This window comes from Schaalia suimastitidis DSM 15538 (assembly GCF_000429105.1).
GTDB lineage: Bacteria > Actinomycetota > Actinomycetes > Actinomycetales > Actinomycetaceae > Pauljensenia > Pauljensenia suimastitidis.
In genome coordinates this window covers 35,118-52,745 of the sequence record NZ_AUBF01000011.1, presented here as the reverse complement: position 1 = coordinate 52,745, position 17,628 = coordinate 35,118, and the positions used below count along the sequence as shown (strand labels likewise).

Annotated in this window: 17 protein-coding genes; 8 read left to right on the top strand and 9 right to left on the bottom strand. The window is 57.3% G+C overall.

What is annotated here, in order from left to right; all coding sequences use genetic code 11:
* Window positions 1–12 precede the first annotated feature (12 nt).
* The 3 genes from G438_RS0105835 to G438_RS0105825 all read left to right on the top strand — a co-directional run bounded on the left by G438_RS0105835 (window position 13) and on the right by G438_RS0105825 (window position 3,315).
* Window positions 13–396 (top strand): hypothetical protein, encoded by a 384-nt coding sequence (locus G438_RS0105835; protein ID WP_026460525.1) that lies wholly within the window; start codon window positions 13–15, stop codon window positions 394–396.
* Window positions 380–1,747, top strand: coding sequence for an alpha-amylase family glycosyl hydrolase (locus G438_RS0105830; protein WP_026460524.1), 1,368 nt, complete (start codon window positions 380–382; stop codon window positions 1,745–1,747). The genes G438_RS0105835 and G438_RS0105830 overlap by 17 nt, the downstream gene beginning before the upstream one ends.
* Before the next feature lie 209 nt (window positions 1,748–1,956).
* Window positions 1,957–3,315, top strand: coding sequence for a Fic family protein (locus tag G438_RS0105825; protein ID WP_026460523.1), 1,359 nt, complete (start codon window positions 1,957–1,959; stop codon window positions 3,313–3,315).
* 137 nt (window positions 3,316–3,452) lie between these two features.
* Here G438_RS0105825 and G438_RS0105820 read toward each other — a convergent pair whose 3' ends face one another.
* The 6 genes from G438_RS0105820 to efeU all read right to left on the bottom strand — a co-directional run bounded on the left by G438_RS0105820 (window position 3,453) and on the right by efeU (window position 8,755).
* A complete protein-coding gene (locus G438_RS0105820) occupies window positions 3,453–3,824 on the bottom strand; it encodes a TfoX/Sxy family protein (RefSeq protein ID WP_026460522.1) in 372 nt (123 codons plus the stop codon).
* A gap of 157 nt (window positions 3,825–3,981) precedes the next feature.
* Window positions 3,982–4,338 carry a cupin domain-containing protein gene (locus tag G438_RS0105815; protein ID WP_026460521.1) on the bottom strand — a complete coding sequence of 119 codons (357 nt, stop codon included), beginning with the start codon at window positions 4,336–4,338 and terminating at the stop codon, window positions 3,982–3,984.
* Window positions 4,331–5,218, bottom strand: coding sequence for a class I SAM-dependent methyltransferase (locus tag G438_RS11060; protein WP_051259344.1), 888 nt, complete (start codon window positions 5,216–5,218; stop codon window positions 4,331–4,333). The genes G438_RS0105815 and G438_RS11060 overlap by 8 nt, the downstream gene beginning before the upstream one ends.
* A gap of 13 nt (window positions 5,219–5,231) precedes the next feature.
* The gene (gene efeB / locus G438_RS0105805; RefSeq protein WP_026460520.1) at window positions 5,232–6,548 is read right to left on the bottom strand and encodes an iron uptake transporter deferrochelatase/peroxidase subunit; all 1,317 of its coding nucleotides are present in this window, start codon (window positions 6,546–6,548) and stop codon (window positions 5,232–5,234) included.
* Between the two features lie 78 nt (window positions 6,549–6,626).
* Complete coding sequence (efeO, locus tag G438_RS0105800) at window positions 6,627–7,805, bottom strand: iron uptake system protein EfeO (protein WP_026460519.1); 1,179 nt, start codon at window positions 7,803–7,805, stop codon at window positions 6,627–6,629.
* Window positions 7,806–7,846: 41 nt separating this feature from the next.
* Window positions 7,847–8,755: an iron uptake transporter permease EfeU gene (gene efeU, locus G438_RS0105795; protein WP_026460518.1), complete on the bottom strand. Its 909-nt coding sequence runs from the start codon at window positions 8,753–8,755 to the stop codon at window positions 7,847–7,849.
* A gap of 120 nt (window positions 8,756–8,875) precedes the next feature.
* On the opposite strand from efeU, the gene G438_RS0105790 reads away from it, so the two are divergent.
* Genes G438_RS0105790 through G438_RS12360 form a run of 3 tightly spaced genes read left to right on the top strand, consistent with a single transcriptional unit; the run spans window position 8,876 to window position 10,337 of the window.
* Window positions 8,876–9,139: a twin-arginine translocase TatA/TatE family subunit gene (locus G438_RS0105790; protein ID WP_026460517.1), complete on the top strand. Its 264-nt coding sequence runs from the start codon at window positions 8,876–8,878 to the stop codon at window positions 9,137–9,139.
* Complete coding sequence (tatC, locus tag G438_RS11055; RefSeq protein ID WP_131245805.1) at window positions 9,136–10,032, top strand: twin-arginine translocase subunit TatC; 897 nt, start codon at window positions 9,136–9,138, stop codon at window positions 10,030–10,032. Before G438_RS0105790 ends, tatC begins: the two co-directional genes overlap by 4 nt.
* Window positions 10,029–10,337, top strand: a complete 309-nt coding sequence (locus G438_RS12360) for a Sec-independent protein translocase subunit TatA/TatB (RefSeq protein WP_131245804.1) — start codon at window positions 10,029–10,031, stop codon at window positions 10,335–10,337. Before tatC ends, G438_RS12360 begins: the two co-directional genes overlap by 4 nt.
* Here the strand turns inward: G438_RS12360 and G438_RS0105780 are convergent.
* The gene (locus G438_RS0105780; RefSeq protein WP_034285403.1) at window positions 10,273–11,571 is read right to left on the bottom strand and encodes an MFS transporter; all 1,299 of its coding nucleotides are present in this window, start codon (window positions 11,569–11,571) and stop codon (window positions 10,273–10,275) included. The two genes, G438_RS12360 and G438_RS0105780, sit on opposite strands and share 65 nt — an antisense overlap.
* 205 nt (window positions 11,572–11,776) lie before the next feature.
* A complete protein-coding gene (locus tag G438_RS0105775; RefSeq protein WP_026460515.1) occupies window positions 11,777–13,162 on the bottom strand; it encodes a class II fumarate hydratase in 1,386 nt (461 codons plus the stop codon).
* A gap of 502 nt (window positions 13,163–13,664) precedes the next feature.
* Between G438_RS0105775 and G438_RS0105770 the strand changes: the two genes are divergently transcribed.
* Window positions 13,665–15,362, top strand: a complete 1,698-nt coding sequence (locus G438_RS0105770; RefSeq protein WP_026460514.1) for a fumarate hydratase — start codon at window positions 13,665–13,667, stop codon at window positions 15,360–15,362.
* Window positions 15,363–15,538: 176 nt separating this feature from the next.
* Here G438_RS0105770 and G438_RS0105765 read toward each other — a convergent pair whose 3' ends face one another.
* Window positions 15,539–16,663: a GuaB3 family IMP dehydrogenase-related protein gene (locus tag G438_RS0105765; protein ID WP_026460513.1), complete on the bottom strand. Its 1,125-nt coding sequence runs from the start codon at window positions 16,661–16,663 to the stop codon at window positions 15,539–15,541.
* Between the two features lie 222 nt (window positions 16,664–16,885).
* On the opposite strand from G438_RS0105765, the gene G438_RS0105760 reads away from it, so the two are divergent.
* Entirely contained in the window at window positions 16,886–17,626 is a 741-nt protein-coding gene (locus G438_RS0105760; protein ID WP_026460512.1) for an exonuclease domain-containing protein, read from the top strand.
* The last annotated feature ends 2 nt before the right edge of the window (window positions 17,627–17,628 follow it).

Genomic DNA, 17,628 nt, shown 5'->3' with positions numbered 1-17,628 from the left:
AGGTGATTGACGGTGAATATTCTGGCACTTGTCGGTCTGGTGTTATTTGCGCTCTACGCTGCCTTGTCGTTGTATAGCGCTGGACATGCCAAAGCGGGTTCTTTGCCGTTTGCTTCACCTTTGGGGTTGCGTGGCAGGGAGGTGTTGGCCTCGGCCAAGGCATGGAAAGCTGGACATGAAGCTGCCGCGTTCTTTATATTCTTGGGCGGCCTAGTTGCGGTGGTACATATGGTGGGCTGTGCCTTCGTGGCGTTGACGTCCACGTCGTCGGCTGATCCTTTAGGACAAGTCCTTGTGGTGGCTGGCCTTATTGCCTGTGCAGGTGTGCGCTTGGTGGCGTCCTCATTGGCGAATCGCACTGCAAGAGAGGTGAACACTGATGACGTGGCCTCATGACATGGTGTGGTGGCATATCTACCCGTTGGGTTTTACGGGCGCACCGATCCATAACCACGCCAGCGCTGCGCCGAACCAAGGGGTGGACCGCGCACCCGCACCGACACCGGCATCGGCATCGGCATCGGCATCGGCATCGGCATCGGCATCGGACCACACTGTCGCACTCACTGACTCTGCCGCCGCACCGCGCCTGAGCCACCTCACTGCGTGGCTGGACCATGCATGCGACCTAGGGGTGACGGGTGTGCTGCTCGGACCAATTTTCGCATCGTCAACCCACGGCTATGACACCCTGGACTACTATTCGATTGACCCGCGCCTAGGCACCATAGCCGATTTTGACACCTTCGTGCAGGCCTGCCGCGAGCGCGGCTTACGTATCGTCCTTGACGGCGTCTTTTCCCACATCAGCGCCGATCACCCGTGGGTTACACAAGCACTGACCGTTGGTCAAGGGAGCACCGGCGCACAAATGCTTGATATCAATTGGGAGGCTGAAAGCGGCCCGACACCGCATGTCTTTGAAGGCCACTCCACCCTCGTCCGCTTAGCACACGACCGAGCACAGGTTGCTGATTATGTTGCAGACGTAATGACGTTTTGGCTGGAGCGTGGAGCTGATGGGTGGCGGCTTGATGCCGCCTATTCGGTGTCGCCAGATTTTTGGGCGGCCGTGCTTTCCCGTGTGCGTGACCGTTTTCCCCACGCGTGGTTCCTTGGTGAAGTGATCCACGGCGATTATCCAGCTTTTGTTGCCCACTCGCGTGTCGATACGCTCACCCAGTACGAATTGTGGAAAGCGGTGTGGTCAAGCCTCAATGACCGGAATATGTACGAGTTTGAGTGGTCGCTGCGTCGTCACCAGGAGTTCTTGGAGCATTTCATTCCGCAGACCTTTATTGGCAACCACGATGTGACGCGCATTGTCTCGAAGGTGGGCGACGCCAATGCCATCACAGCGCTGGTGATGCTGATGAGTGTCGGTGGTATCCCCAGTATTTACTACGGGGATGAAGTGGGGTTAACGGGTGTGAAGGAGGAACGCGTTGGTGGCGACGACGCGATTCGTCCCGCTTACCCTGCCGCACCCGACAGCTGGCCATCATCCTCGCAGGCGGAGGTCTTCTTTGCTGCTCACACAGCATTGATTGCGCTTCGCCGCGCCCGACCGTGGCTGACTCAGGGGCGCACATATACCGTGGATCTCAGCAACGAATATTTCCGCTACCGCACGATTGCCCGCGATGACGATTCGCGTTTTATTGAGGTGGCCATTGATCTTTCCTCCCCCAACCGGGTGCGCATCATTGACGAGGCCGGAGCACTCCTGTGGGAGCAGCTGGCCTGAGGCCGCGGGAGGAAGTCACTCCAGGTTCGCCGGGGATCGCTAAGGGTTACCAGGCTGTCGAACGCCGCTGCGCCGATCTGGACAGTGGGTTTGTCCAGATTCTCCAGGGGCCGCTAGGGCAACGGGTTGTGATCTCTTCCAATTACTAATTACTACTAATTAGTATATAAATTAGTAGTAATTAGTAATTGGCTTGAAAGAGGGTCATAGTGAAGCGCCCACTCCCGCCGCCACAAGGGTCACTCTTGACGCTGATCGCACGGCACGCCCTTACCGAGGACGAAGTGCGCAGTGCCCTGACATATTCCGATCCCCTTTTTGAAAGCGCCTACCACCCGTGGGACTACTTCGCATACCACGAACCTCCAAAAGGGCTGAGCCGTGAATTGTGGTGGGCAGCGGTACGCACGAAACGCCTCGGCAATGCGCGTCCAACACCTTTTACACTTACTGACGGGACACCGCTGACCTATAATCTGCCCGACAGTCTGTTACAACTCAACGACGTCATCACAGTACAGGCACGGGGAAAAGTGGAATTACCCACTCCTGCCGCAAATCCGACGAATAAAAACCGCTACCTTTTGTCTTCTCTCATCGAAGAAGCAATCACAACGGCACAATTAGAGGGCGCATCGACATCCCGCCGTAACGCCCGCATTATGCTCAACGAACAGCGCGAACCAACAAACCGCAGCGAACGGATGATCGTCAATAGCTACATGGCGATGCAACGTGTCAGTGCCTTGAAAGATGAGCCCCTCACCCCAGAACTCGTCTGCGAATTTCATCGAATGATTACTGCCGACACTTTGGACAATCCCGACGCAGCAGGCCGACTTCAACAGGTTAACGAAGAACGCGTACGCATCTACGGCTCACATGACGAAGACCAATTACTTCACATACCGCCGCCTGCCCAGGAACTACCTGAACGCCTTGACACCCTATGCCGTTTCGCCAACGAATATGACACGGTCGGGACCTACATGCCCCCGCTGTTACGCGCATTCACTCTGCACTTTATGATGGGCCATGACCACTATTTCGAAGACGGAAACGGTCGCACAGCCCGTACAGTGTTCTACTGGTCACTGCTCAATCAAGGGTTCTTCCTTGCTGAATATCTTTCGATTTCACGTCTACTCCGCAAAGCACCAGCACAATACGCCCGAGCGTTTCTTCATACCGAACAAGACGGCGGCGACCTCACTCATTTCTTTCTCCACCAAGCGCGCACCGTGAGTCAAGCAATTGATGATCTCTACCGCTACCTGGAAGTCAAAAGCTCACAGTTTCATGCTGCTACCCAACGGATGCGCGGCCTCGACCTTAATCATCGGCAGATTGATGTACTCGAAGGGATGCTGCGCGATGACCGGCACACCACCATTGATACGCATATGCAGATACATCAGGTGGTGTACCAGACAGCGCGCACGGATCTGTTAGAGCTGGAAAAGCGCGGATACGTACGCAAGATAAAACGAGGAAACCGCTTCCTTTTCCTTCCCTCACCTGACATTGAACAACGCCTTGACGCCGACACCGCTGCGCAGCCAAACTGACACCCTCAAAGACAGCGCAGCACAGTCAACCTGAGTCATTCACCTGCATTATTGGCCACATCGGTTCGCCATCGTCCTTGCAATGGTTTCCCCTGCGCTGCCTGAGTTGTCGACCGGCCCTGCGTGGCACGCACCACCTACCGCGAACTACCCTTCGTGTCGGTGGCCGACGATTTTTTCTTCGCACGTGGTTTCCGTGGCGCAGGTTCAGGCAACGCTTCGTAGGTCAAGCGCACAACCTGGGCAAGCCACTGCCGATCTTCCCACCGGTCGGGTGTAATGCGGATATACAGTTTCGAACCTGGGTAGGCCTGTCCCATGTCGGGCTGCCCAATGAACTCGGCTGCAGCATCGTTGGGTTTGATGAAAAGTTCGTCGTCACATACGAAGGCGATGGGTTTACCTGCCAGGTACAGGCAGTATTCGCCAAACATTTTGCGCGTATGCAGGTTCGGTACCTCGGCTAGTTGGTCGAGGAGGAACTCCATTGTGTCGGCACTTGTCCCCATGTGCCAAGCCTAACGCTTTCTGCTTCGTGTGGGCACCTACGCGCGTAACAGTCGGCGTTGCCAAGGGCGTCCAGCCGCGGGGTCTTAGCCCCACGTGCACCTGCACGCTGTGCCGAGGCCGCCTCGCACTCAGGTCAAGCCCCTACTTACCGCTCCCCTATTTCTGCTTCTGGCGCGGATCAAGCATAAACAGCGCAAGTTTCGACGGTTCTAATGCCTTTACTGCATGAGGCAAGCGCGTCCCAAAATGGATGACGTCGCCCGGCCGCAGCACTACTGTGCGCCCATCGGCTTCGATTTCCAATGCGCCTTCAAGGGTCTGGAGGATCACCGGCATTGCCGCTGTGTGTTCCGACAAGAACTCACCCGTGTCGAAAGAAAACAGCACCAGCCGCATATTTTCGCAACTCATCACCGTGCGCGAAACGGTGGCCCCTTCGTTGACCACAATCAGCGAGGCCACATCCTCGACCACCGTCATCACGGGGGCATTATCTGCAGGCATATCAGTCATCACAGTTCTCCTTCACAGCAATATCACCGGCCCTACCCTCACCATTGTCGGGCTTACGAGCAATCAGCGCCACGCCACACATATGCCGTTCATTGCGACGGAAGGTCCCCGCCATACTTTTCACGCGGGCACGCAGTTCACGGTCACGTAACACATTGCGCATAATCCGCAAAGCACCCGCGAAACCTTCGTCTTTGATGACCCGGCTGGGCCGCAACAAGGCCATCGGCGCGGTGTCGCTCCACTCCACTTCCAAGCCCGCTTCTTCAAGGAAAGCCACCCATTGTGCGCGAGTCATTGGGCGGGCATTGACGTGAATAGCGCGCGCCAGTTCGCGGCGAATCCGCAAGTGTTCTTCAGCTTCAATCGAATCGGGGGTAACGGCGAGTTCGTGGATCGCATAACGTCCGCCGGGCCGCAACAGGCGGGCCGCCTCGGCAATAATGGCGCGTTTGCCTGCGTCACCTTGCATGGTGAGCATCGCCTCGCCAATGACCACGTCAGCGCAGCCGTCTGGCAGTCCCGTGTCGGACGCATCCCCTTGCCGAACGCTGCCACCAACGGGGGCCACCACCGTGCCAACTATCCGCGCCGCGTCAGGGTCCTGATCGACGCCAATATACGAGGCTGGTCCTGCCGACACGATGACGGCAGCGGTGCGTCCAAGGCCAGGAGCAAATTCGACAACGTCGGCCCCTGGGATTGCTGCACGCCGAAGCATCATATGAGACAAGGCCGCTCCCCCGGGCCGTAACACTTTCTTCCCAGCTCGGGCAAGTACCCAGTGACCGGGGGCAGTGGCGGTAGGGCGCTGCGAGTGTGGCAAACGCACGACCTTTGACTCCGCGGCGGTATCTGCGTGTTCTTCGGCGTTACTCATCATCATTGTCCTTTCAGCTCATCAACCTCTGACCGACGTATTCGTCCCCATCGCCCACGCCAGGCAGCATGAGGTACATACCCGAAGCCACATGTTGGAGATATTCGGTCAACAGATCGCCTGCCATACGTGACAGGACCGGGATAAAACCTTCAGCCGGGTTACGTACGAATGCCACAAAGAACAGGCCAGCTTCAAGGCGCCCAAGGTAGTCAACGCCTTCAAGATAGTTGTAGCCGCGGCGCAGCATCCGTCGCCCAGCATTATTGTCCGGGTGCATTAGTGCCACATGGGACGCCGGGTCGATTGCGGGTGCGCCGCCAACGGTGGCATGGAAATTGGGGGCCGTGAACTCGTGGCCGCCAGACAGGGGTGCGCCTTCAATTTTGTCGCGGCCAATAATGCGCTGCTGTTCACCAAGGACCAGGTCGTCCCACACTTCCATCATCATTTTGATTTTGCGCACGCACATGTAGGTGCCGCCTGAGGCCCACTGGCCTTGGTCGTCAGCTGATTGAATCCACAGGTGTTTGTTGAGTTCTTCGGCGCTTTCTTCCGCTTTGATATTGGACGTGCCGTCTTTGAATCCAAAGAGGTTCCGAGGTGTCGCCTGGGCTGTGGACGTTGACGAGGTGCGCCCATACCCCAGTTGCGTCCACCGCATGGTTGCGCGGCCAAATGCGATGCGGGTGAGGTTATGGAGGGCGTGAAGGTTGACCATCGGGTCTTCTGAGCAGGCTTGGATTACTAGGTCACCGCCGCCGCGTTGTGGATCCAGTTTTTCGGCGGCCATCCTGGGAATTCCTTGGTCCAGGACTGTTGGTAGACGGGACGCGAGGCCAAAACGGTCTGCTCCGGCATGGTCAATAAAGAGGCTGCGACCAACACCGAATGTGATGGTCAAACCTGCAGGTCCCAGTCCTGTTGCCTCCCCTGTGTCTTTCGGTGCGGCGTTAAGGTCGGTACTGTGGGCGCCCACTTGGTCGCCTGCCATCATCCGTTCAGCGGCCAGTGTCCAGTCTTTAAGCAGGTCAATCAGGGTATTACGGTCATCTGTGATGAGGTCAAATGCGGCGGTGTGCATTTGTTGTTGAGCGGGGGTGAGGATACCGCTTTGGTGCTCTCCTCGAAATGGGTACATGGTGGCCATCAGGTCCGAGGCGATGCCGTCGCCCGCGTTGCGCCCAAGGTTGAAGGCACCAATACCACCCAAACCTAGTGTGACTGCACCTAAGCCCGCTAAACCAAGGAATTGTCTGCGGGACAGGCCACCTCTGCCTGATTCTGGCGATGTTTTCTCAGTGTCGTCTGGAGTATGCGGCGTAATCATCATGCACATGCTTTCCTGGCGGTTACACGGTGGTGTCTCGCGCGTGTTATTTACGTGCGAGACACCACCGTGTAAGGGTCACTTCAAGATGACAGCGGTGAGTTGGGCAAGTGGCAGACGCAATGCGTTGACCTTGTCGGACAGGGCCTTGCGGCCAGCCTCGTCGACGGTGTCGTAGTAGACGTAGCCGTCGCCGTCTTTGTAGGCGTCCAGTGCTGTTTGAAGATCGGTCAGTGCCTGTTCAATGGAAGCAGTCAGTTCTGGATCTTTCTTTTGTGCCAGCGCCTGAACGTTACCGAAGGCAACTTTCGCGCCTTCAACGTTGGCAACAAAGTCCCATAGGTCGGTGTGTGAGAAGGCTTCTTCTTCACCGGTGATCTTCGTGGTGGCGACTTCTTCCAGCAGAGTGATTGCGCCATTAGAGATTTCGTCAATGTTGATGCTGAAGTCTTCGGAGTACACAAGGTCGTACAGGCGTTGCGTGTCAGCCAGCAGCTGTTTGGCCATCCGTTCTTTATCCGCATCACTCAGGCCTGCGTATCCTTCGGGACGCCATAGGTCTTTTTCAATGACGTGCCAGCCGATCCATTCGTCTACGCCGGAGTCACCTGCTTGGAAGTCCACTTCTCGCAGATCCAGCGCCGGGTCGATATCACCGAAAGCCTCGGCGGTAGGTTCGATACGTTCGTAGTGCATACGTGTGGGTGCGTATGCTGCTTTCGCAGCTTCGGTATCGCCAGAAAGGTAAAGTTCAACGAATTTTTCGGTGCCTTCGAGGAGCTGTCCGGCTTGGTCACGGACGTATGCCGTGTAGTTTGTGACGGCTGAGTCAATGAGTTCTTGGTCGTCTGCACTGACCTCAATGCTTTGTCCTGAGTCGGTGACGGTAAACTCGGCGACACCCACGAGTGCACCCACCATATTGGTTTTACATGCGGTGTAGTAGGTGCCGGGCTGAAGGGCGATGGTGTATTCGACGGTGGTGCCTGGGCCAACATTTTCGCGTTCGCCGACGATGCGGAGTTTGTCGTCTGCCAGGATTTCAAATTCGTTGCGAACTGTACCGTTATTGGTCAGCATGAAGGTGGTCACGCCAGACGGGCTGGTATTTGCTGAAACGACGCAGGCTTCGTCGCTAATGTCAACGGTGAGCGCTTGTGTGCTGCTACCAGCGGGGGCGTTTGCCACACATGCGGATAGTCCCAGTGCGGCAACTGCTGTGGCTGCGAGGGCGTGGACGCGTTGTGAGCGATACATATTTCTCCTGTGGGATTTGAGTGTGTGATGAGGGATGGTGGTTATTGAGCATCTGCGTGGGCAGTTGCCGAGGCGGTTTGGGTGTTTGAGGTGATGACTGTCCTTTTGGGTCCCACCATTCCTGAGCGCACAAGGAAGATGGGCAGCACAATGGCCATGTAGAAGCACCATCCGAGGACCTGCAGGTGGGTCGGTGCGGCATTGAGGTTGAACATTGCTTCCAGCAGGATCCACCACCACGAGGCGGTGTTGAGCCATGGGGCTATGGAGCCGTCAACCAGGTGGGTGAAGTCGTATGCGGCAATACCCCAGCCTGGCAGAATATTGGCTTCTTGGAAGTCACCGATGCCGTAGGACACGATGCCTGCTGCCACAATGATGAGCAGCAGTCCCGTGGCGTTAAAGAAGACCCGAAGGTTGATGCGTACAGCTCCGGTGTAGACAGCCCAGCCGATGACGATGGCAACCAGGAGGCCGCAAAGGACCGCGAGGCTCGGCTCAAGGGCACCTTGTGAGGCAGAGGATTTCACGGTTGCCCATACGAAAAGGGCGGTTTCGATGCCCTCGCGGGCCACTGCGACGATGGCGATCCACACGATGCCCCAGGGGAACCCTGAGTCTAACGCCTGCGCAACGTCCTCTTTGAGTTGGGCAACCATTGTGTGGGCGTTGCCTGACATCCACAGGATCATCCAGGTGACCATGGCGACGGCAAGTAATGACAGTGTGCCGCCGATGACTTCTTGGGCGACGAAGCTCAGCGTGTAGGGTCCCCAGGTCATCCATGCGCCTGCACCTAAAGGGATGATGGTGGCCAGGACAACGCCGATTGCTACTCTGGGGAACAGGTCTCGCCTGCCCACCTTCGCGAGGTAGGCGAGGATGATGCCGACGACCAGGGCAGCTTCGACACCTTCGCGCAGGGCGATGAGAAAGTTCGCGAGGAACATGGTACCTCCGATAAGGTGTGACCAAATTACGCAAGGCCACACTTTCCTTATTCAACGCAGGTTAGGCTACCCTTATTACTGACCGATTTGCAAGCCTTCATTCAGAAAGTGTTTTTCCTCATGCGGCCCCACCATTACCTCATCCTCGCGCTAATCGCCCTGCTGCTATTTGGCGCTCAGCGCTTACCTGATTTTGCACGCAACCTAGGCCAATCGTTGAAAATACTCAAAAAAGAGCTCCATGAACCTGGCACACAGGAGACCACCCAAGCTGCGACCTCGGAAAATGCAGCGGCGACACCTGTCACATCGCAAAGCGCAACTGTGACACCTACTGCGCCGGAGCCTGCTGCATCTTCCAGCCCAACCAACACCGCCTCGTGAATGGCCGAAAACGCAACACTGCACCGCCGCCCCACGCTGATGCGGTAATGCCGCTGACGGCGCACCTACTGGAACTGCGTCGTCGTCTTCTTTCAAGTCTTGCGGCCATCGCGGTCATGGCAGCGGCGGCATGGTGTTGTTACCCGTGGCTCGTGCCGCACCTTCTTTCACCGTTGAACGCTTTCGACTCACACGCTCCCATTAGCGGCCTAAATTTCCGCACCGTACTGTCACCTTTGACCACTCGGTTATACCTTTCGGCCTGGGGTGGCCTTATTGCCGCGTCCCCTTGGTGGATCGCACAAGGCTGGCTTTTTGTTGCCCCCGCTTTGGAAAGCAGACAACGCAGACGTATCGCGTACCTCAGCACGGCAGGCGCTGCACTCTTTCTGCTCGGCGCGGGCGCTGCCTGGCTTTTCCTTCCCCGCGCACTCGCGCTTCTTCTCTCCGAAGTCCCACCAGGTGCTGGCGCCCTCCTCGATATGGACTCCTACCTAACATTCGTCGTTATCCTCACACTTGTTATGGGATGTAGTGCCCTATTTCCGCTCCTGATCGTTGGCGCCCACGCATTGGGGTTAGTCACCGTTCGCACCCTCATCATGAGATGGCGATGGGCCATTATGGCTGCCTTCACTTTCGCAGCTATCACAAATCCTCTGCCAGACCTGTGGTCTTTCTTCTTACAGGCAGGGATACTCCTTTCCTTGTACTGCGCGGCGGTAGCTCTGTGTGCTCTGCGCCAATGGTGGCGTTGCGCTCGGCACAAGCAGTGGTGGCCCTATCTTCGCGAAGCGTTGACACGACGAAAGACCCCGCACACTTCGCAGGCCACACAGGCCCACACTGCTGAAAAGCATTTGGCACGAAATGGGCACGAGGAAGTGTCATGACGTTCTTTGGTATTTCCAGTGCGGAGGCATTCATCTTGGCCACCGTTGCCCTGATCCTCCTAGGCCCGTCATCAATGGCAACACTGGCTCGCACCATTATGCGAGGGCGCGCCTACCTGGCATCGTGGCGGCGCCTCGTCAATGAGGAACTGAGCGACATCATTGGCCAGCCAGCACCCACTACCACGCCCGTGAAGGAACCTTCTGGGAAGACTACCGCACCCGCGGCGCAACCACCCGCTACCGCACCCGCGACGCAATCACCTGGGCACTCAATGCCGCCACAAGAGCAGCAAGAGGGATAACAATCATGGCGGCACGTAGGCTGGTGGCTTCGACGATTATGCCGACTAGCGGCGGCGCACACAGGAAGGCAAGGCGTCCCAACCACGTCACCACTGTCAACCCGGTTCCTGGACGCAACCCTGGCACATCATCAGCCGCATTCATTGCAATGGGCACCATCGCTGCACAGCCAAAGCCTGCGCAGGCCATGCCGACCAGAGTAAGCGGCACACTGGGGAAGGTCACCGCCAGCCCCATGCCCACGACAATCAGGCCAGCCCCTACTTCCAATGTGCGCCGAGGCCCCAAGCGAGCCATCTGCCAGTCCGCAGTGAGGCGACCAATCGCTTGGGAGGCAAGCATCGTGACAAATGCTGTCCCCGCCAAACCGCCCGTAACATGCAGGTAGTCACGCATATACAGCGCTGACCATGTTGACGTGGCATCTTCGACCAGCATCCCTCCAATAGAGAGCACCGTCATCGCGGCCACAATTAGCCACGGCGACAAAGGCAAAGCCCTGACATTTAATTCTTCAATATCGTCCTGTATGGCGGACACCTCACGACCACCCGCGGTCGTCCCAGGCGCAACAAGCAGCGGATCGAGGCTACCGCGTTCAGGGTCTTTCCCAGGAAGAGCAAAACACTTCGCAGTCAAACCCACCGCAGCCATAATGAGTGCTGCACCAAAAAGGTGCCACCCCAAAGGAATCCCCAGCGTCACAGCCACCGATCCCATCAAGCCACCTGTCATGGCACCGATCGACCACCCACCATGAAACGAATTGATAATGGGACGCCCTACGAGGCGTTGTACGCGCAATCCATGAGCGTTCTGTCCGACATCGGTCAGTGAGTCCCATCCACCTGCGACGAAGAAAAAGACAACGAAGAGGATGTAAGCAAGGGTCGACAAGATCCCATTCGTGTCACCACTGCCCAGATATTGCCGCCACATGACAGCCGCGCCCACAATCGTCATAGAAAGACCGATCATCAGCGTGCCCATCACAGCGGTCACTGCCGACGACAGGCGACGTATCGCCACTGCCGCCAGCGGGCCAGACACAATCGCACCCAGTGGAAATAGTGCGACGGTGAGGCCGTAGACCGGGTCTGATAAGCCGAAAATATCTTTAATTTCAGGGTAGCGCGGGATGATATTGGCAAAGAGTGCGCCGTTAGTGAAGAAGAGAGCGAATACGGCGCCGCGTGCTCGACTCAAGCGGCGTTGCAGGTCAGCGGGGGGCATGGGATTCTCCATCACGGCACATGTGTTAACCGTTTCATCCTAGAGGACGCCCATGCCCGCCGCTTAACGCTGAACACATCCGCTGCATGCAACAGACCCACGTTCACGCGGCGTGCCCACGTGCGCAGGCGAAGGTGACGCGCACTCAGCACACTGATCCACATACACGCAACGTGCCCACCACATCACGCCGAACGTATATGGATTACTGCCCGGTCATTGAGCGCACATCCAGAGCGCGATCAAGGTCGGCTTCACTGACCAGCCCCTGTTCAACAAAACCGAGGTCAATCACTGCTTCACGCACCGTGAGGTCATGTGCTACCGAATGTTTGGCAATCTTTGCTGCCGCTTCGTAGCCGATCAGGCGGTTAAGTGGCGTGACGATAGATGGCGATGATTCCGCCATGCGTAGGCAACGTTCTTGGTCAGCCTTAATGCCGTCCACGCAACGCGTGGCCAAAACGCGCGACACATTCCCCAGTATCTCCGCTGATTCCAGGACTGCTGACGCCATCACCGGCAGCATGACAAGGAGATCAAAATTACCTTGCGCTCCAGCAAAAGCAATGGTGGCGTCATTGCCTATCACTTTGGCACATACCTGCACAGTCGCCTCGGGCAGCACAGGATTGACTTTGCCCGGCATAATCGACGAGCCTGGCTGCAAATCTGGTAGCCGCACTTCACCTAAGCCCGCGCGCGGACCTGAACCCATCCACCGCAGGTCGTTAGCGATTTTCACCAACGACACAGCGACTGTGCGCATCGCGCCTGAGAGCTCCACCAAGCTATCTTGGGCCGCTTGGGCTTCAAAGTGATTATCGGCCTCACGCAGCGGCAATCCGGTATATTCGGCAACAAGTTCAATAACTCGTGCGGAAAACCCTTGTGGCGTATTAATGCCTGTACCTACTGCCGTGCCACCCAGGGGAAGCTCAGCGAGGTGAGGGAGGGTCGCCTCGATTCGCTCAATACCTTTGCCAATTTGCGTGCTGTAGCCGGAAAACTCCTGGCCAAGCGTAATGGGCGTGGCATCCATCAGGTGTGTTCGGCCAGCCTTGACGACGTCAGCAAATTCGACGGCTTTCGCATCAAGTGATGCGTGTAGCGTCCGCAGTCCAGGTAACAGCACCTCCACCACTGCCTGGTAGGCGGCAATGTGAATGGAGCTGGGGAATACGTCATTGGAAGATTGCGAGGCGTTGACGTGATCGTTGGGATGAATGGCCAAACCTGAGGCATTGGATGCCAGGGTGGCGATCACCTCGTTCGTATTCATATTTGACGAGGTGCCCGACCCGGTTTGGAAAATGTCCACAGGGAAATGTTCGTTGACTTCGCCGGCGATCACGCGGTCAGCGGCGGCGACGATTGCGTTGGCGGTGGCGTGGTCGATCACGCCGAGTTCGTGGTTGGCTAGGGCGGCTGCGCGTTTGATGTGTCCCAGGGCGGCAATGTGGTGCGGAGCCAGTCGTTGGCCGGAAATGGGGAAATTGTCAACGGCGCGCTGCGTTTGGGCGCGGTATAGGGCATGGGCGGGGACACGAACTTCGCCCATAGTGTCGTATTCGATGCGGTAGTCGCTCATGGGTTTCCTATCGTTTTATTGACGAGGCGGTGCTGCTTTGGCTGGCCGACGCACCGCATGCGTTGGCCGGGTCATGTTGTCCTCCTGCGCTGACCGGACCAGGCACGCCATCTTGGCGAGGCGACTTAGCTCCTCCGGCAGTTGCCGTGCCTTTGCGCGCTGCTCTGCGTGACGCGGCACACCGTGTGCAGCCCCTACCTATTGTGCACCTATTTTCGCAAAACTGTCGGGACGTAATTCATAGATAATGCACAAACACTTCATTCGTAATACCGGTATCTCTGGCACAACTTTCCCAATAAAAACCACCCCAACACCGCAATTCTTTCAACAACTCACCCTCTCATCACCACCTAGAAAACCCTGTAATAACGCCACTTATGGCACCAAGCGCAACGCCGCGACGCCTCGGCAATCCTTCAAGGGGACCCCTGTCCCCCGCCACTTGGACTGCTCGTCATACGGTTGCCTTATCCACACCACTAGGCACTAAGGAGCCACTGTGACCGACTTTGTCTACGAAGACCTTCTTCCCCTGGGGGCCGACCCCACCCAGTACCGCCTCCTCACCACCGAGGGGGTAGAAACATGTGAAGGGCCCGACGGTCGCACATTCCTCAAAGTGGCTCCTGAAGCACTGCAGCTTCTGGCCGAGACCGCAATCCACGACATCTCCCACTACCTGCGCACTGCGCACCTACAGCAGCTGCGCAATATCTTGGATGACCCCGAAGCTTCCGACAACGACAAATTCGTTGCCCTTGACCTGCTGAAAAATGCTGTGATCGCTTCAGGTGGCGTGCTCCCCATGTGCCAAGACACCGGTACCGCCATCATTTCAGCAAAGCGCGGTCAACAAATCCTCACCGACGGGCCGGACGAAAAAGCCCTGTCACGCGGCATCTACGACGCCTACACCACCCTGAACCTGCGGTACTCACAAAATGCGCCCATCACCATGTGGGATGAACGCAATACCGGTAATAATCTGCCCGCACAGATTGAAATTGCTGCCGACACGAAACCCGGACACGAAACGGAATACTCTTTCCTTTTCATGGCCAAAGGCGGCGGTAGCGCCAACAAGTCCTACCTGTACCAGGAAACGAAAGCGCTGCTCAACCCCGAACGGATGATGCAGTTCATTGAGGAAAAGATTCGTTCCCTTGGCACCGCCGCATGTCCCCCCTACCACCTCGCGATCGTTGTAGGCGGCACCTCAGCAGAGTTCTGCCTCAAAGCCGCAAAATACGCCTCTGCGAAATACCTTGACGAACTTCCCCGCGAAGGGTCCATTGCAGGACACGGTTTCCGTGATGTTGAGCTGGAAGAAAAAGTCCTGGAACTCACCCGCCAGATCGGCATTGGCGCCCAATTCGGCGGCAAATACTTCTGCCACGACGTGCGCGTTATCCGCCTTCCACGTCACGGCGCTTCACTACCCGTTGCCATCGCCGTATCGTGCTCCGCAGACCGCCAGGCACGAGCGAAGATCACCCCCGAGGGTGTCTTCCTTGAAGCACTCGACATGGATCCAGGTCGTTTCCTGCCTGAGGTAACCGACGCTGACCTTGACGCTGAAGCGTGCGGCGTATCCTCCACAGGCAAGGGGGCAGCAGTCAAAATCGACCTTAACCGCCCAATGCCCGAAATCCTGGCTGAACTGACCAAACATCCAATTAAGACGCGCGTATCGCTCACTGGCACCATTATCGTGGCCCGCGACATTGCCCACGCCAAGATCAAGGAACGCCTTGACGCCGGTGAGGAAATGCCGCAGTACCTCAAGGATCACCCCGTGTACTACGCCGGACCAGCCAAGACTCCAGAAGGGATGCCGTCAGGCTCCTTTGGACCGACCACTGCCGGACGCATGGACTCCTACGTCGACCAGTTCCAAGCAGCAGGCGGTTCGATGGTGATGCTGGCAAAAGGCAACCGTTCCAAGGCTGTCACCGATGCGTGTGCCAAACACGGTGGTTTCTATCTTGGCTCCATCGGCGGCCCAGCTGCTCGCCTGGCACAGGACTGCATTAAGAATGTGGAATTGGTCGAATACCCCGAGCTTGGCATGGAGGCCATTTGGAAGATTGACGTCGTCGACTTCCCGGCCTTCATTGTCGTCGACGACAAAGGCAATGACTTCTTCGCTGGCACACAGGAAGTGACCCTGACTATCGGCAAACGTCCAGGACTGTAAGCTTTCGATCAGTCCTGAACAAGGGTTTCACTCCATCGGTTGGAACAGCTTAAGGGGAGGCGGTTGCCTCCCCTTAAGCTGTTTGCGTACACATATTGTGTGGGATTCCTGCAAGTTGTGGCTGTTAAAACCCATCAAAGGCGCTCCCCCGGTAGCAATTCTGCGCGCTGGGGCCTCTAACTTGGCTGGTAGGGGCTGACAACCACCTCGACACGCTGCAGGTCTTTCACTTCGCTGTAGCCTGTCGAGGCCATAGTGCGTTTGAGTGCGCCCACGAAGTTAAGTGACCCATCGGCACGCGTGGAAGGCCCGTAAAGGATTTCCCGCATACTTCCACTGGTACCCACATGGACGCGTTGGCCTCGTGGCATCACCGGGTGGGTCGCTTCGCTTCCCCAATGCCAACCGCGGCCCGGAGCTTCCTCAGCGCGCGCCAATGCTGCGCCCAACATGACGGCGTCGGCTCCACACGCAATGGCACGCGTCAGGTCACCGGAGCGGCCAATACCGCCATCAGCTATGACGTGCACATACCGACCACCGGATTCATCCATATAGTCTCGTCGTGCCGCTGCAACATCAGCCAGCGCCGTCGCCATAGGTGCGTGCACACCCAGCAACTGCCTCGTCGAGTGGGCCGCACCGCCACCAAAGCCGACCAAAATACCAGCAGCACCTGTGCGCATAAGGTGAAGGGCAGCAGTGGTCGTCGACACGCCGCCAACGATCACCGGCACGTCAAGCTCGTAAATGAAGCGTTTGAGGTTAAGTGGTTCGGCACGGGACGACACGTGTTCAGCTGAAACAGTGGTGCCACGAATAATGAACAGATCAACACCTGCATCAACGACATCCCGCCAATATTTCTGGGTGCGCGCCGGCGACAAAGCCGCAGCGACAACCACACCCGCTTGGCGAATCTCATTCAGGCGTGCGGTGATGAGTTCCGGTTTGATCGGCTCAGAATAGACGCGCTGAAGGAAGGGGATGGATTCCTCACCGTCGAGGTGGCTGACTTCATCCAAAAGTGGCGTGGGATCGTCATATCGTGTCCACAGCCCTTCAAGGTCGAGGACGCCAATGCCACCCAGCCGCCCAAACTCAATTGCTGTATGTGGGCTCATTACAGAGTCCATCGGTGCAGCCATAATGGGGATATCCACGTGGTAGGCATCAATTTGCCAGCCGACGTTGACATCTTCCGGGTCGCGCGTGCGTCGCGCAGGCACGAGGGCAATGTCGTCAAGGGTGTAGGCACGGCGTCCACGTTTGCCGCGACCAATTTCTACTTCATTACTCACAATGGCAGTTTATCGGCCCACAGCATCAGATGTGGGCCGTGCGCTACGTTCCACCACCGATTGTGCGCCCCCGATGTGGACTGTGGTTTCCAGATGTGGGTCTGCGCGCATCCTCTTCAGATCGCACGTACACACGTAATCCAGGGTCGGTCACCGTTGCTTCCACGTGCCAGAGGTCGACGCGATACCGCAGATATCAGTCCAATGCTTCACACTAGAAGTATGAATACCACACCGACGTTATGGACTGACCTGCCGTGGCTTGGCTTTGACACAGAGACCACGGGGATTCACCCGTCCAAGGATCGTCTGGTAACCGCTGCGGTAGTACTGCGGCGGGGCGGGGCGCGCCCCTATGAAGACGACCTTGTACGCACATGGCTTGCTGACCCAGGTGTGGATATTCCCGAACGTGCCACCCAGGTTCACGGCATTACCACGGAGTATGCGCGCGCGAACGGCCACCCTATTGTGGAGGTTCTTGACCAGGTGGCAGCAACCTTAGCCGATCATTGGTCTCGGGGCTATCCTGTGGTGGCTTTCAATGCGACCTACGATATTTCGCTGATGGAGGCCGAATTGTCCCGTCACGGACTGGCAACGTTGACACAGCGCCTCGGATTTTCACCTGCCCCGGTTATTGATCCGCTGGTGATCGACCGCAAACTTGATCGTTTCCGTAAAGGGAAGAAAACCCTGGTGTCGATGGCACCTGCCTATGGCGTAACTGCTGAAGAGAACGCGCATACAGCAGAGGTTGATGTGGCAATGACACTGGATGTGCTTGGCGGTATGGCGCGTAAGCACGTTGAACACATTGGGGATCTCAGCGCCTCAGAACTTCACCAGTGGCAGATGAAAGCCCACGTTGAGTGGGCCGATGACTTTGAAGCCTTCCTGCACAAACAAGGGAAAGATTCTCGCATATCGCGGGCGTGGCCGGTGGAAGGTCACGCCCGCTAATT